The organism is Pedobacter ghigonis (genome assembly GCF_903166585.1).
In the GTDB taxonomy this organism is placed as follows: domain Bacteria; phylum Bacteroidota; class Bacteroidia; order Sphingobacteriales; family Sphingobacteriaceae; genus Pedobacter; species Pedobacter ghigonis.
The window spans coordinates 1-15,336 of sequence record NZ_CAESCM010000030.1; the positions used below are offsets into that span (position 1 = coordinate 1).

Annotated in this window: 9 protein-coding genes and 1 tRNA gene; 2 read left to right on the forward strand and 8 right to left on the reverse strand. The window is 41.1% G+C overall.

The window, feature by feature from the left end; all coding sequences use genetic code 11:
- Nucleotides 1-195: 195 nt before the first annotated feature.
- Nucleotides 196-268 (reverse strand) — tRNA-Lys (locus HWV58_RS24060).
- Between the two features lie 345 nt (nucleotides 269-613).
- Between HWV58_RS24060 and HWV58_RS24065 the strand changes: the two genes are divergently transcribed.
- Nucleotides 614-1,240, forward strand: coding sequence for a Crp/Fnr family transcriptional regulator (locus HWV58_RS24065; protein ID WP_175636553.1), 627 nt, complete (start codon nucleotides 614-616; stop codon nucleotides 1,238-1,240).
- Nucleotides 1,241-1,255: 15 nt separating this feature from the next.
- Here the strand turns inward: HWV58_RS24065 and HWV58_RS24070 are convergent, their stop codons facing one another.
- Nucleotides 1,256-2,776 (reverse strand): glycoside hydrolase, encoded by a 1,521-nt coding sequence (locus HWV58_RS24070; RefSeq protein WP_217707065.1) that lies wholly within the window; start codon nucleotides 2,774-2,776, stop codon nucleotides 1,256-1,258.
- Nucleotides 2,777-2,891: 115 nt separating this feature from the next.
- On the reverse strand, nucleotides 2,892-6,794 hold the full coding sequence (locus HWV58_RS24075; protein ID WP_175636554.1) for a TIM-barrel domain-containing protein: 3,903 nt from the start codon (nucleotides 6,792-6,794) through the stop codon (nucleotides 2,892-2,894).
- Nucleotides 6,795-7,117: 323 nt separating this feature from the next.
- Here HWV58_RS24075 and HWV58_RS24080 point away from each other — a divergent pair, with 323 nt between their 5' ends.
- Nucleotides 7,118-7,516: a LytR/AlgR family response regulator transcription factor gene (locus tag HWV58_RS24080; protein ID WP_175636555.1), complete on the forward strand. Its 399-nt coding sequence runs from the start codon at nucleotides 7,118-7,120 to the stop codon at nucleotides 7,514-7,516.
- A 1-nt stretch (nucleotide 7,517) separates the two neighbouring features.
- On the opposite strand, the gene HWV58_RS24085 is transcribed toward HWV58_RS24080, so the two are convergent.
- From HWV58_RS24085 to HWV58_RS24105, 5 genes are all read right to left on the reverse strand, one after another.
- Nucleotides 7,518-8,306 (reverse strand): NIPSNAP family protein, encoded by a 789-nt coding sequence (locus HWV58_RS24085; protein WP_175636556.1) that lies wholly within the window; start codon nucleotides 8,304-8,306, stop codon nucleotides 7,518-7,520.
- A gap of 57 nt (nucleotides 8,307-8,363) precedes the next feature.
- Nucleotides 8,364-10,646: a S9 family peptidase gene (locus HWV58_RS24090; protein ID WP_175636557.1), complete on the reverse strand. Its 2,283-nt coding sequence runs from the start codon at nucleotides 10,644-10,646 to the stop codon at nucleotides 8,364-8,366.
- A 94-nt stretch (nucleotides 10,647-10,740) separates the two neighbouring features.
- A complete protein-coding gene (locus tag HWV58_RS24095) occupies nucleotides 10,741-12,180 on the reverse strand; it encodes an APC family permease (protein ID WP_175636558.1) in 1,440 nt (479 codons plus the stop codon).
- 39 nt (nucleotides 12,181-12,219) lie between these two features.
- Nucleotides 12,220-13,995: a DUF885 family protein gene (locus HWV58_RS24100; RefSeq protein WP_175636559.1), complete on the reverse strand. Its 1,776-nt coding sequence runs from the start codon at nucleotides 13,993-13,995 to the stop codon at nucleotides 12,220-12,222.
- 87 nt (nucleotides 13,996-14,082) lie between these two features.
- Nucleotides 14,083-14,985, reverse strand: coding sequence for an AraC family transcriptional regulator (locus HWV58_RS24105; RefSeq protein WP_175636560.1), 903 nt, complete (start codon nucleotides 14,983-14,985; stop codon nucleotides 14,083-14,085).
- Nucleotides 14,986-15,336 lie beyond the last annotated feature (351 nt).

Here is a 15,336-nt window from a genome sequence, read left to right on the forward strand (position 1 = left end):
GCCTCGTATACAGTTTCTGTTCGTAAGCCCCCATATTTGCCGCGGACTTCCTTCAGATTCGCAGTCACCCACGACACCCTTGTCTCTAGCTAACACTTCCTACTGCTAAGCGTGTTCGGGACTCTAACCCTATAGTCGATTGCCATGCCCGGCGCACTAAAACAAAAAAGCCTTACATTTCTGTAAGGCTTTCTGTGATCCCGCTGGGATTCGAACCCAGGACCACTACATTAAAAGTGTAATGCTCTACCAGCTGAGCTACGGAATCATTTATCCCCCTTGCGGGGCTGCAAAGATAGAAATTAAATGTATTGTTCCAAAACAGAATTGAAATATTTTGCAGTTATTTTGATCGAAATAAAAATACAAACAGTTAAACCAATCATAGTCATTTGGTTAAGTATTTTATTTTTTTTCATTTTTTTGAGTTAAAATATAAATGGAGTTCGATGCAATAAAAAAACAGGCAGTGTTTTAAGCTATCCTCATTAAAAAACGCTAAATGATCACTGTTTTATAACAGCAAACTGGCAAAGCATAAATTATTTGTTAAAACTCATTTATTATTTACTGGTTATAAAAGGTTTATAGCTATTATCATTATCTTCCGAAAATGAATATTGAAAACAAATATGGAGAGGCTAAGTGGGCGGCTCTTGGTGGATTTTCGCCATTAATCAGTGTATTTAAATCGTACCACCCGCTTAACCCCGAAATTGAAAAGATAATAAACCAGTACACTTTTCCGGTTGAGTTTGCCAAAAATAAGCACATTGCATCCCCACTAAAAGAGAACCGTTACATCTACCTGATTTTGGAAGGTGCTGTACACGGCTATTTAAAAATGGCAAACAAAAAGGTAACCACCTGGATTGCGGTAGAAAATGAACTGGCAGGTACCATCAGAAATTTGTGGGAGAATGAAACTTCTGACGAATACATTGAAACCATTGATAAAGTATTTGCTATCGCCATTCCGCACGAAATGTCGAAACTTTTGTACGAAAACTTTCCCATTGCCAATTATGTTGGGCGTAAAATGACCGAAATTTATTTCCAGAGCGCAGCAGAACGGGCGTACCTCTGCCGCTTACCCACAGCACAGAAACGCTACCAACGCTTTCTGTTCACCTACCCGCACCTGGTTAACCGTGTACCACTCAAATATATTGCTTCTTTTATTGGTATGCGCCTCGAAACCTTAAGCAGGATCAGAACATCAAGCCAAAACCTTAAATAACAGGATAAGCCCGCATTATTTGCTCAATATTGTGGTAACCGATTCGGCCGGCAGCAAAATTTGCCTGGTACTGTTGTATTGCTTAAAAGGCGACAAATTGTAATTAGCCGAAGTAACATAGGTTTGCGCTTTGTTGTGTCCCTTCCCTTTTATTTCTATATCGAGCAGAATATCCTGTTTAGTTGGATTAACAGCTACGGTTACCAGCTTCTGGTTTTGCTTATAAGCAGAAACATAAACTTCGGTATTCGTGTCAGAAAGGGTATTTACGAGTACACGCTGGCTACCGGGTTTAATAAAACGGCTATAGTTACCCAACGCCCACAACATTTTACTATCGTACACTGTCCCATCAGTTTTATTTTTATCAATATACACCAATCCATCTTTATAATCCCCGGATGATATGGCCAGCCACCACTGCCATGATGCAGCGTTAGAAATAACCAGATCGTGGTGAATTAAGCGGGCAATAAACAAAGCAGTAACCATGCCCAGATCGCGTTTTTGGCCTTTTAATACGGCATCGCCCAGTACACAGTATTCAGACATCCAGTACCTTAAACCGGGCACCGTAGCAACTGCTTCGGCTGTTTTTTTTCGTGTATTGATGAATTTATTGAGCGGACTGGTGGTAAAATAGCTATGTGCGGATATCGACTGATCGATATGCGATAAATTGCCCACATAGTTTGGAGAGGCTGCATTAAAAAACTGATATACCTGGTTGCCCTTTAATGTATCGCCATTCTGGTACAGGTAATCGAGCTGACCGGCTTCTCCCATCTGTATTTTGGTCGTGATTTTGTTTTGCTCAAATGCCTGATTGATGCCTTTGTATAAGCTGGCCAGTTCGGCATTATTGTAAGGGCAGCCTTCCTGGTTATGTTCATTCCATTTCCATTGTGGTTCGTTTGCAGGACTTAAATAATTCAGTGTGATACCCGCGGTTTGCTGCAAACCTTTAACCGTAGCCACCATATCGGCAGCAAAAGCTGGTAATTTTTCAAAATCGAGGTTACATTTTCCATCGGTAGAATAAGCCTTACCATTTTTGGTAAACAAAACATTGGGACTATTTACAAAACCAATAAACTGATTTACCCCTCGTGCTTTAGCTGCTTGCAAAAACCAGGTTTGTCCGGGCATAGCATTCCAATCGTAAGTGCCGTTTGGCTGTAGAAAAGCGTACTGACGGCGCCATTCATCTCCTATATCGCTTAACTTACCCTGTGCCGCACTTCCGCCCCCGATACTAAAACGCCACATGTTTAATCCGATTCCCAGGGGTTGATCATTATTATCAGTAGCGTTGCTGAACAGTAAATCGGCCATCTTATTCTTTTTGGCATCGGGCCAAAGGCCTGCAAACTGGCACGACCAGGCATCTGATGCGCCAAAACCTTCCATGGTTTGAAAAGTGGTAGCCGGATCGATCTCTACTTTTATAACTGTATGTTGCGAAAAAGCAGTAGAGCAACCGAAAAACAGCATCATATTAACGAATAAGGGCTTAAGCATAGCAGATTTTTTCATCAGTAACAGGGGAATGATTTGCGCCTACAACTTACTAAATTATTACCAGCCATTTAGCCTTAAAAAACAAAAGCTCCATGAATTAACATGGAGCTTTCGTACTGTTTATTTGTGCTTAAAATTTAACACTATTCAATTGTTTGTCTATCAACAATCCTTCGGTTAGTTTAAGGTTGAACTGTACTTTGCGTTTGGCCTTTAATTTTATGGTAAACAATTCGCTGGTACCATTCAGGCTTTCCTTGTTACCTAAATTTACAAATGTTGGGTAAAGTACCTTATCGCCGTTGGTATGCAAACGATCGTAAGTCAGGTTATCCATTTGTTTTACTTTTAAGCCCTCTACACCCACAAAATCGTAATCCTGCGCCAGGTACGGTAGTGCAAGACTTAAAGCATTTACCGATTTAAGGTCAATTCCTTTTACCTTAATCTCGATAATATCGCCTTTATTGTAAGCCTGTTTGGCTGTGCTGATTTGCAGTTTACCGGCTAGTTTCTCGATTTTGGTATTATCTACCCCACCTTCAAGCTGTGTTGCCACTACCGAAATGTCGTAAGCATCAATCAGGTTGTTCTTGTTGATATCGCCATTGCTGATGTAACCTTCAAAATCGGCATCACCTTTTTTCAGTCCGGTATAATTGATGTAAGAAGTCAAATCGTTCTTATCAATTAAACGGTCGTTGTTTATATCGCCCGTCAGGTAACTTTCGGTACCCGGAACTTTAAATACATACAGTTCTCTACCCGATCCAAAACCACCAACACCATCGGCAACCGAAATTTTAATGTAACGGGCGCTTGGGTGACCATTGAAGGTGAATATTTTAACATCGCCATTGTTAGCCCACTCAAATGTGCCTGCTGTAGTCCAGTTTTCTTTGTTGTTGCTGTAAAATATGGTTCCTTTAAGTAAGTTACCGTTTCCTCTTCCATTGCGAGGCAGGTAATGGAATTTATCGAGCTGATTAATGGTTTTCAAGTCGATAAGCATATCAAAAGGAATGGCTTTAGCACCCCATTTGGTATGCCACATATTGCCTTCATCAAAATCAAACAAATCGGCAATACCCGATCCGCCCTGGTTTTCGGCAGTAGTTTCGGCCGTAATACCCTGAATGGCAAATTCGAGCGGATTTGATTTGGTAGTTGCTTTAATTTCTGTCCAGTCAGAAACACCATCTTTATTTACTGCACGAAGTTTAAATGCATACGAAGTTTCGGCCAGTAAACCGTCAAAAAGCAAGGTGGTATCTTTAATGGTGGTATAATGCATGCCGTTAAAATCGATTTCATAATAATCGGCGTGATCTACTTTAGTCCATGTTGGTTTAAGCGTATAAGCTTCGGTGTTCTTATCTGTTATGCGTGCATTTACCGGCGCGTTTAGTTTACCGGTTGAGGTACGCTGCTTATCTGCAGGCTCGAATTTAAACCCTTCTACGTTAACTGTTACCGGATTTACCGTAATATCAGTTGATGCCAGCTTAACCAATAATTGAGGGTTTTTAGTCATCGCAACTTTTTCGAACTCACTGCCCTTGGTGGCAAACTTATTTAAATTTGGTGTAGCATTATAGAAATAAACATTCTCCTGTTTCAAAAATTCTTCCATCGAAGTAACCTCTGTTAGTTTGGTTTTATTATTTCCAATTTTTGCCGTTACGCGTTTTGGCTTTTCGGTAACGTTAATAACCAATTCGGTTGATTTTGCTTTAACTAAACCATCAAAATCACCTTTCGCAGGTTGAATGTTGATAATCGCATTGTTTTTCTGATCAACTTCCGATTCGATTACATTCGAAATGCCCTTGCCTAACTTATAGGCTTCTGTTGCACCATCATCATCATATTCGGTAAAAGTAGTTTTGCCCGCCGGATAAAGCTCATACATGCGCGTGGCTTTATTAATTTCGGAAACATTGTTATTGGCATTCGTCATCGGAATAATGGCACCTGCTTTAACAAAAACAGGTAATTTCCAGATCGGTGCGTCGAAGCTGTTTACAATGCTGTTTCCGGTGTATTTGTCTCCCGTAAAATAATCAAACCAGGTTCCTTCAGGCAGGTAAATACCATTGCGGATATCATTCCCCTTATCATCAACTTTGGTTTCCTGATAAATAGGTGCAACCAGGAAACTTGGGCCATACAAAAACTGGTATTGGGTAGCGCTGCCTAAAGTGTAAGCATTAGGCGAATTTAAAAACATAGCCCTGATAATCGGTAAACCGGTTAATGCCTCTTTAGCAATGCTGTAAGTGTAAGGGATTAACTGCGATTTTAACTTCAGGTAATTGCGGTTAATTGAAGTTACAGGCTCGCCGAGTGCATGCGGATATTTCTCGTTGGCACCCCATCCATCCATATTCAACTGCATGGGTGTAAAGGTTTTCCATTGAAAATCGCGGGTATTGATGGTTAGGTTTTTACCGCCAAAAATACCATCCATATCAGAAGAAATGTTTGGCTGACCAGATAAACCTGAACCAATATAAGTAGGAATATGGAAACGGATATATTCCCAAACACCACCGGTTTGATCGCCCGACCAGATACCAGCATAACGTTGTGTACCTGCCCAGCCATCTAACGAGATGATAAAAGGCCTGCTGTTGCTGCCGTAATAAGGCATAATTTGTGCTACATCGGCCACACCGTTAAGGCCGAAAGAATAACCAGCCCCTACCCAGGCTACATCAGTTTTTAATACCCGAACACCTGCATCACGTGCTTCTTTAATGATATCGCGTTGCAACAGGGCACTTATTTCTGATTTAGGATGAAGATCTGACTGGGTCCACAAACCAATTTCCACACCATTTTTACGGGCGTAATCGCCAAAACTCTTCAGGTTCTGAATATTGCCATCTAAGGTTTCGGTTTGGCCATAACCTGCTCCGTAACCATCGTTAGGTAAAACCCAACCCAATGGCATATCGTTCTTTTTATAACGGTCAATCACTGCACGGGCCGAAAACTGGTAATTGTTTTTCTCTCCGTTTAACGATTCTTTTACTCCGCCGTTATCTTTCTGACTCTCTTTATAGCGTTTGCCATCTTCAAATAAAGTTCCTTTTTCATCTTCTTTCCAAAAATCGCGGTTATAGGCATTTAAGTGTCCCTGGTAAAAACCAAATTTAGGTAGCAACACCGGATTTCCGGTTAACTGGTAAAAATCATTCAGCAAAGGCACTGCACCATCACCTACCATAAAAAAGGCATCTAAATAATCGGTTTCGTGTGCCAGTTTTACAGTACCTTTTGCTTTCGCGCCAAAATCGTAACGGCCTTTAGCAAAGGTATGCCAAAGTACCGCATAGCCATTGGTAGACCAGTAATATGGTGTTGGCGAAGCTACACCACCATCGGTCCAGCTGTTTTGGTTTTCAATAGCGATACTTTTTCCTTTATGTGAGAAACGCCCGTTTTGTACACCACCACCATAAAAATATTCGGCTGTATTTTCTTTTAAGGTTAGCGTTACTTTACCTTTTTCGAACAGAGCAGGTGCTGTTTCTTCCATTACAACGGCTTTTGTAGCCAGGTTAATGATTTTAATCAGCGAAGTACTTTTATTTACCTGAACGGTAATTTTATCGGTTGAAATGCTGATCTGATTATTTTCATCAGTAACATTTAATTTAGACACTGGTCTGCGTGGATTTTCGACCAAAATTTTTGCTTCTGGTTTTGCCTGAGGGTCTCTGATGAAACCTCCGTTGTGGTCTTCGAAAAGCCTGAAAATATTTTCACCATAAAAGTCGAAGGTTAAAGTTTGCCCATCAGATAATGACAATTCGATCGTGGTTGGATTGATTTTTTTTGCAGCAATTACTTTAATTACATCAGTTATGATCTGTTTTGAAATCGCAACTGCATGAATACCGGCAGGCGTTGCATCCGAAATAAAGGGCACCGCAACTAACAGAAAGGCAGCTGCCAAAACAGCTTTTTTATGCCGGCTTTCGGGTTTATTCTTTTTAATTTTCTTGTAAAAGGAATTTAGGGTCATTAAGAGTTTGATTTGGTTAAAACTTATGTGTTAAGCAACTTTACAATAGTGCCTGAAAAGGTGCTATGGCATAAAGTTAGTAAACCCTTCAAAAGAAGCCTTGTTAACAGGGAGACAAACACCGCGCAATCGTTTGATAAAACAGCTTTTTTACAGAAGAGAAGCTACAAAAATTGATCTGGCTGCCGTAAAATACAATTATATAATGAACAGCTGTTGTTCAATTTAATGTAACCTGAGCGTTACCAAAATGTTCTTCATAAATATGCTTGAAAACACTTAAATGGCAAGCATTTTGCATAGGTTAATAAAAATAATCCGGCATGAATCCTTCATTATCCCAAACATACAGCTGTGTAATTATCGACGACAATCCGTTGAGTGTTCAGGTTTTAGAACAATATGTTTCGAAGACACATCATCTTAAATTAGCAGGCAGTTTTACAGACCCTGTTGCTGCAATGGCTGCTTTTTGGCAGTACGGCAAAATAGATTTTCTTTTGCTGGATATACAAATGGAAGTTTCGGGAATTGATGTGGCCCGTATGCTTAGAAACAAAGTTAAGTTTGTGGTTTTTGTTACCGCACACAGCAATCACGCCATTAGTGCGGTTCCGGATGGCGATAGTTTCCTGCTTAAACCTGTTGGTTATGCTACTTTTTTAGATACCATCGAAAACCTGATTAACCGCGATAAACAAAAAAAAGAATTGCCATCGTAACTTAAATATCAGAATAATCGGTTGGGTATATGAATTTAGTGTCGTTTTTAGATACGTTGTGCTGATACTGTGGCATTGTTGAAAGCTTTTTCCAGTAATCATCTGCAGAGAAAGCTTTCCAATGCGCTTCCCGATCTGCCGTATCCTCAAAAGTGGTTAAATACATTAAGTTGGGCATGCGGCTACCAGCAATTACCGAAGCGTAAAAAACAGCATTAAAATTTAAGCGTTTAAATAAACCAATCTCATCTCCTTTGTTAAACATCTCCACTTTATTCTGGAAATATTGTTCGCTTGGCGATTCGTAGCTCCTTAATTCGTAAACCCGTTTCGCCATCGGCGACTTTAGTTTAGGTAAAGCAAAATGCGGTGCATCATCAAAAGCTTTTAACAAAATAGACTCTAAGCGCTCGTAGGCAGCATTGTTGTACAAAGCTGTTATATATTCTTTTCCATCAGCCGCATACTGCTCATCTTTAGCCAGTTTTTGTTCGAGCGCTAAAACACTATTGAACGATTTGAAAGGGATAAACACATAAATGAATTTTTCGGCAAGCACAGTTGTTTCGTTAACAACAGGCTTAAACACGCCTACTTTTGCTATTCCACTACGATGCAATGCAGGTAAGTAAGCATTTTGCAAATAAGCATCAACTCTTTTTTCCTGATCGTCGGTTTTTAAATGGTATATTTTAAGCTGATAAAATTCTGTTTGTGCGGCACTAAGCTGAAACGCACTGCATACTAAAACCAATAATATTGTAAACGGAAAGCTGATTCTTTTTAACATCTTATTTTGCCTGACTAATTAATGTAGCGGTAAATCTATGCAAAAAGAAATCTGCTTTTATTTCGTAACAAGAATATTGGGGTTGGGCGGTTCGGCATTAAGCAAATGCTTTACAAAAAAATCTCGTTTACGCCTGCGGCCGTAGGTACCGCCATCGCTATGCCCCATTCCAGGGATGCTTAAAATATCAAAATCCTTATTGGCTTTAATTAAAGCATCGGCCAAACGGTAAGTAGATTCGGGCGGTACATTTTCGTCAGCTTCGCCTACAATTAAAAATAAATTTCCCTGTAATTTAGCCGCATTGGTAATATTCGATTGTTCGCCATAGTGTGGCCCTACAGGATAGCCCATCCATTGTTCGTTCCACCATTGTTTGTCGATCCGGTTATCGTGGCAACCACAGGCCGAAACCGCAGCTTTATAAAATTCGGGATGGAACAATAAAGCGCCAGTAGAATTCTGTCCACCGGCTGAGGTGCCATAAACCCCTACCCGGCTTATATCAGCGTTAGGATATTTGGCCGCCATGGCTTTCATCCATAAAATCCTATCGGGCAGGCCTGCATCGGCCAGGTTTTTCCAGCAGACATCATGAAAGGCTTTCGACCGGTTTGCCGTTCCCATACCATCAATCTGCACCACAATAAAACCTAACTCAGCCATGCTTTGCATTTCGCTGGCTGGCAGGAAATTTTTGGGTACAAAACTATCTTGTGGTCCTGCGTAAATGTTCTCGATAACAGGATATGTTTTGTTCGGATCCATTTTAGAAGGCAAACACACCACTCCCCAAATATCAGTAAGCCCATCACGCGCTTTGGCCACAAAAACTTCGGGCAGCTTAACACCTGTAGCCAGATAGGCATCGGCTGTGCCATGCTCTAACTCCGTCACCTTACCGGCATTGGCTGTTGACCTTAATTCGCTAACAGGCGGTACATTAACCTGGCTATAGGTATCGATATAATATTTGCGATTGGGCGAAAAGCTGAGGCTGTGGTTGCCTTTTGCAGGTGTTAGGTTTACCAGTCCTTTACCATCAAAACCAATGCGGTAGTAATGGATAAAGTATGGATCTTCGCCTTCATGCATACCGCTGGCCCTAAACCATACCTGACGTTTAACCACATCAACACTATCAATATCGCGCACTACCCAATTACCATTGGTTATTTTAGCTTGTTTTCCGGTTAGGGTATTTACCAGGTAAAGGTGTTGCCAGCCATCCTGCTCGCTGGTCCACAACATTTCGTTGGTTTTAGGCAGGTAGCGCGTGTAAATGCGGCTTTCGTAAATAAAGGTATTTGTTTTCTCGTCGATGATGTTTCTGGTTTTACCGCTTTGCACATCTACTTCAATTACCCTAAAGCGCTGGTGACCGCGATCAACTTTTTCGTAAGTGTAATACCGGCTGTCGTTGTTGCGCCAGTGCAATTCGGGCGGACCGAAAAAATCGATCGGATCGGCATCTACTTTCATAGCTGTTTTAGCTGCTATATTAAAAATGTAGGGCTGATACGAAGTAAAATCATCGCCGGGTTGGGCATACTCTCTCGATTTTAACTCACCACGGCTAGTACCAGGAACGGAACTAAGCACATAATGTACTTTTTTAATTTCTTTCGGATCGGTTTTATAGGCAATGATATTTTTCCCATCGGGAGCCCAGGCGTAATCGCCATAAGGTTTGGCTTCGGTACCATCGGTACTAAGTTCTATTTCGGTATTGTTAGCCTTATCGGTTACAAAAAGGTTTCCGCCACGAATTACAGCTTCATATTTACCATCAGGCGATTTACGTACAATACGGTTCCATTGCCAGCGCGATCTTTTTTGCTGCAAAGGCCTCCTGGCATTATAACGGTAAATGTTGGTATCGGCTAAATCGGTTATGCTGTAATTGCCTAAATTAACACTGTACCATTTACCCTGCAATTTAATTTTAGCCGTATTGCCATCGGCGAAATACAAATCGCTAAACTGTAATTTTGCTGCATTTTGTTTCTTCCCGGTAGTTTCTTCGAGGCTTTTGGCCATTTTCTCCGAATCGAAAGCCAGTTTACGCTTTCCCGAGGCAGTTTCTACATAATAATATTCCCAGGTTCTGTTTGGCAGGTTTTTGCGATACCAGAATGCAGTTCCATCTTTTTTCCAGAACGGCATGAGATCGTTGTTGGTAGGGATATTGCGTAAGGCTGTATCCAGTTTATTAGATAGCTGATAACTATTGGCAACCTCAGCAGCACTCGGTGCATAAGGCTGTAAGGGCGTTTGCTGCGCCTCCGACTGAAAAAAAGCAAAACTAAGCAGGGCCAAAACCAGCGGCTTTCTGACCATAGGATACATCATGACTTCAGATTTTTTGTAAATGTAATTGTAGTAAGGGGAAGATTAAGCTAAGATATTAATCGATAATATGAACATTTTAACCTTATGCTTCGACCGCTTCTTTTACTGCTACATTTTGCCGGTTAATGCTCCCTTTAATTAAGTAATAAACCGGAATGCCAATTAACGTAATAATTAAGCCGGGCCAGGTAAATTTGGGTTTGAATATGATCAGGAGAATGCAGAAAGCCAGCCCCATTACGATATAAATAACAGGAAGTACCGGATAGCCAAAGGCTTTGTAAGGTCTGTCGGCATCAGGCCGTTTTTTGCGCAGAATAAAGATCCCAAAAATGGTAAGCATGTAAAACATCACCACTACAAAAGAAATCATATCGAGCAAATCGCCGTATTTACCGCTAATACACCATAAAGAGGCAAAAATGCACTGAATCCACAAACCGAAACCTGGTACAGAATTTTTGTTAAGGGTACCTACTTTTTTAAAGAAAAGGCCATCTTTTGCCATCGAATAATATACCCGTGCACCGGCCATAATTAAGCCGTTGTTACAACCAAAGGTCGATACCATAATCATCACAGCAATGGTGATAGTACCAGCAGTACCAAAAATGTGGTTGGCTGCCGAAACGGCAACCCTGTCTTTATCGGCATAGGCAATATCGTGTAGTGAAAGTACGCCGGTGTACATTACGTTGGTAAGTATATAAAGTACAGTAACGATAATGGTGCCCAGGGCTAAACTCAAACCAATGTTACGTGCGGGGTTTTTAATCTCGCCGGCAATAAAAGTCACATTATGCCAGGAGTCGCTGCTGAATATTGAACCCACCATAGCTGCTGCAATGGCTCCAAAAGCTGCCAGTGTGGTGTACGATGAAACCGATCCGCTGCTGGGCAAGGCACCAAGCTGCCACATATTTTCCCAGTTGCTTTTCCAGATCCCTTTATCTAAAAAGAACAATCCAAACATAATTAAGCCGAATAAACTTAAAAGTTTGGCCACAGTAAATGTAGTTTGGATCACCTTACCTCCGTTAACACCCCGGTTATTGATGTAGGTAAGCAATATGATAACACCTATAGCCAACAGCTGCGCAGGAGAAATGGTTAAAAAACCCAGATCTATTGCGACCAGATCTTCGCTTAAAGCCGGAATCAGATAAGCCGTAAACTTGGCAAAAGCTACGCCTACCGCAGCAATGGTTGCGGTTTGGATTACCGTGAAAAAACTCCAGCCATATAAAAAACTGATGAGCGGATTATAGGCTTCCTTTAAATAAATATACTGGCCGCCTGCTTTAGGAAACATGGCACTCAACTCGCCATAACTTAAAGCCGCGGTTAAGGTCATAAAACCGGTGATGAGCCAAACCACCAGGAGCCAGCCCGAGCTGCCTACATTGCGGGTAATATCGGCACTTACAATAAAAATACCTGAGCCAATCATGCTTCCTGCAACGAGCATGGTGGCATCCATCAATTTAAGCGAAGGTTTAAACTGGGTGGTTTCTGCTTTCATAGTTTTGTTTTGTGGTTCGAAAAAAGGTTTAAGGTTGTGTTAGCGTGATTGATCGTAAAAGCGCCATGAAGTGGTAAAATCGCGGCTAAGGTTTTGGTTGGTTAAGGTAGCACGGATCAGTTCTACCGGAATCAGGTTTTGTTTAATTACAGCATCATGAAAAGCTTTAAAGCTCATTTTGCCACTATCTACCAGTTCCTTTTTCAAGGCAAAAAGCTGTAAGCCACCGGTAAGGTAAGCCACCTGGTATAAAGGGCTATAGCCTCCCTGAAACGACCTGCGTACTTCGCCTTCGGCGTTGGCACGTTCGTGCCCTACACGGTCGACCAGGAAATCGATGCATTGTTGCGGTGTCCATTTGCCCATGTGATAGTTGAGCGAAAAAAGGATCCTGGCACAGCGGTGCATCCGCCAGAAAAGCATGCCTATTTTTTCTTCGGGTGTTTTGGCAAATCCTTTATCATACAATAAAAGTTCCCAATACAGCGGCCAGCCTTCTACACTAAAAGGGGTTTGAAAGGGATCGCGGTAACCTTTATAGCGACTGTTCATAAAATACTGGTAATGGTGGCCAGGTAAAAGCTCATGCTGTACCGTTCCGCGGGAAAAATAGGGATTGTTGCCCCGCATGCTCATTAGCTTATCGTCTTCCTCCATGGTATTGGTAGGATAAGAAATACTAATTTCGCGACCACCGGTAAAAAACGGATTTACCAACTGGCGCTCTGCCGACATCATCACCATGCCCCAGGTTTCTTCAGCCAGTGCCGGAATCTCGATCAGATCATTCGCTTTGATGAATGCCAAAGCATCGTCCTGCAGTTTTACAATGAGTTCGGGTTGTTTACCTAAAGGCACATAACTGTTTTTTACTTTTTCCTGCGCTTTTTTCCAATCGTTTCCGAAGCCCATTGCGTTCGATGCTTTTAATAATTCGGCATCGCAGTATTTAAATTCTTTTTCGGCCAGCTGAATCAACTGCTCGGGTGTGTAAGGAATAAACTCGGTGTTTAACTGCCTGATAAGTTCGTCGCGGCCAATTGGATTGCCTTTAATGGGCGGTTTGTTGGTTTTGGGCTCAGTAGCCTCGGTTTTTTCGGCAAACAATTTACCATAAGCAGTAAGGGCTGCATCTAACCTTTCGTAAGGTTTTGGCACCCACCAGGTAAAACCCGGTTCGTAATTCATGTAAAACTGATAAAAACCTTTTAAGCGATGTTTTAAGCTTGTTGTTATCGCCGTCCCCATTTTAAGCTGATCGGCTTTAAGGTCTTTTGGTTGGGTATTGCTGGTTAAGGTTTCAATTTGTTTAGCTGTAGCATCCATTTGCGAGGCCAGCAACGAACCTTCCTGGTACGTCCCTCTTCTTCTCAACTTCTCCAGTTCATAAATGGCATCAGCAAAAGGAAAGTAGCTCGTCAGTGCCTTGTATTCGGTTTCTTCTTTATTTAACAGATATCTGGACGATTCAATCTGTTTTTTGAGCAAAATATAATCTACTTTTCCGTAAATGCTAAAGGTTTCGAACTTAGCCGATTTGAGTTTAGCGAGGTAATCGTTATTGATATCCTGCAGGCGTTTGCGCTGCTCGGGGCTTTTAAAAGTGTTTAGGGGACTCGAATAATATCCACCTGCCGAATAAGGATAATAAAAATCATTAATGGCATCTACATCGCGCTGGTAACCCACCACCCTGGTTCCCATTTCGCTGGTTTGTTCGTAAAGACTTTCGTTTGTGGTCTGAGCAAAAGTAACCCTACTGGATAACAGGCTACAAGCAAATAAAAAAGCAATAAAAAGTAATCTTTTTAGCATTTCAATTGATTTAAAAATGAGCAATAGCTTTTGCCTCCATTCCGAAAAATGGCTAGCTTTTTATAGTAAAATGAATTCTGATAATGCTTAAGCGCCTACGTAACTTACCCGGCTCACATTATTATAGGTATCGATATAAGCGCGTGGCGATTGGCCGATAATGCTTTTAAATACGCGGTTAAAGTTGGTAATACTATTGAAACCTGCTTTGTAGGCTACACCTGAAATACAATCTGCTTTTTCGCCTGAAATAAGGCTTTTGCAGGCATCGTTAATGCGTACTTCGTTTAAGAATGACACAAAGGTATGGCCGGTATGTTTTTTAAAATACCTGCAGAAAGCCTGCGGAGTCATAAAAGCGGCATTAGCTACATCTTCCAGCGAAATCTGGTTGTTGTAATTTTCGGTAATAAAATTGATGATCTTACTCAAACGCATTCCTTCATTTTCGGTCACGTTTGAAGAATATAAATCCGAACACAACGATTCTACATCATCATTTAAATCCTGAAGCCCGTTAACAAGCTGCAAAAACTTAAACAGTACATCTACCCCTGAAGCATGGTGCACATCAAAAAGTTTGTTTACAATGGCTTTGTTGTAACGCTCTGGAATTTTAAAACCATGTTTGTTTTTAGCCAAAAAAGAACTGGCCATCTTCATTTCAGGCAGATTAAACAATGCGCCTAATATTCCGTTTGGATTGAAGTAAATGGAACAAGCTTTAATTGTGCGGGTTGAATCGGTTAAAAAATATTCAGGATTACTTTTAAACAGATGCGGAAGTTTGGCCCCAATTACAAAAATATCGCCCGAACGGAAAGCATGCATATCATTTCCCGCAATTAGTGTACCCTCTCCTCTTTCTACGTAAGTAATCTGCCATTCATCGTGGCGGTGCAAGTACTGATAAAAATAAGGTGCTTCGATATGCTCCGATATCACACTCTTGTCGTCGGGGACAAGCATGGTAAATGGTAATACTTTCATAAGGATAGTTCGGTTGGTTTTGGTTGCTGATTCTGAAATGAATGTAAGGATATTAACTCTTAAAAACCAATAAAAAGCTTAACTAGGTTAAAATCCTACTATAAGTTGATAAAATATCACCAAAAGAAAGAGAATACCACCACGTAACAGCCTACTTAAAAATTAGTTACACCTTAGATGCAGCTCAAAGGCAGCAGAAATTTAAAGGATGATTAATTGTTTGCCACGGAGATTCTGTGTTGATATCCAAATTAATTTTTAATTTTGTAGTCCAAGGCAGCTCTAAGCTAGCTTCATTAGGGCAGTTCATTTTTAATGGCTGCTCTAACAATTTACTTCGTTTTCCACCTC

Bases quoted from the DNA above. Each gene is read 5' to 3' on its own strand.
- HWV58_RS24065 (WP_175636553.1), top strand. From the start codon at position 614: ATGAATATTGAAAACAAATATGGAGAGGCTAAGTGGGCGGCTCTTGGT.
- HWV58_RS24070 (WP_217707065.1), bottom strand. From the start codon at position 2,776: ATGAAAAAATCTGCTATGCTTAAGCCCTTATTCGTTAATATGATGCTG.
- HWV58_RS24075 (WP_175636554.1), bottom strand. From the start codon at position 6,794: ATGACCCTAAATTCCTTTTACAAGAAAATTAAAAAGAATAAACCCGAA.
- HWV58_RS24080 (WP_175636555.1), top strand. From the start codon at position 7,118: ATGAATCCTTCATTATCCCAAACATACAGCTGTGTAATTATCGACGAC.
- HWV58_RS24085 (WP_175636556.1), bottom strand. From the start codon at position 8,306: ATGTTAAAAAGAATCAGCTTTCCGTTTACAATATTATTGGTTTTAGTA.
- HWV58_RS24090 (WP_175636557.1), bottom strand. From the start codon at position 10,646: ATGGTCAGAAAGCCGCTGGTTTTGGCCCTGCTTAGTTTTGCTTTTTTT.
- HWV58_RS24095 (WP_175636558.1), bottom strand. From the start codon at position 12,180: ATGAAAGCAGAAACCACCCAGTTTAAACCTTCGCTTAAATTGATGGAT.
- HWV58_RS24100 (WP_175636559.1), bottom strand. From the start codon at position 13,995: ATGCTAAAAAGATTACTTTTTATTGCTTTTTTATTTGCTTGTAGCCTG.
- HWV58_RS24105 (WP_175636560.1), bottom strand. From the start codon at position 14,985: ATGAAAGTATTACCATTTACCATGCTTGTCCCCGACGACAAGAGTGTG.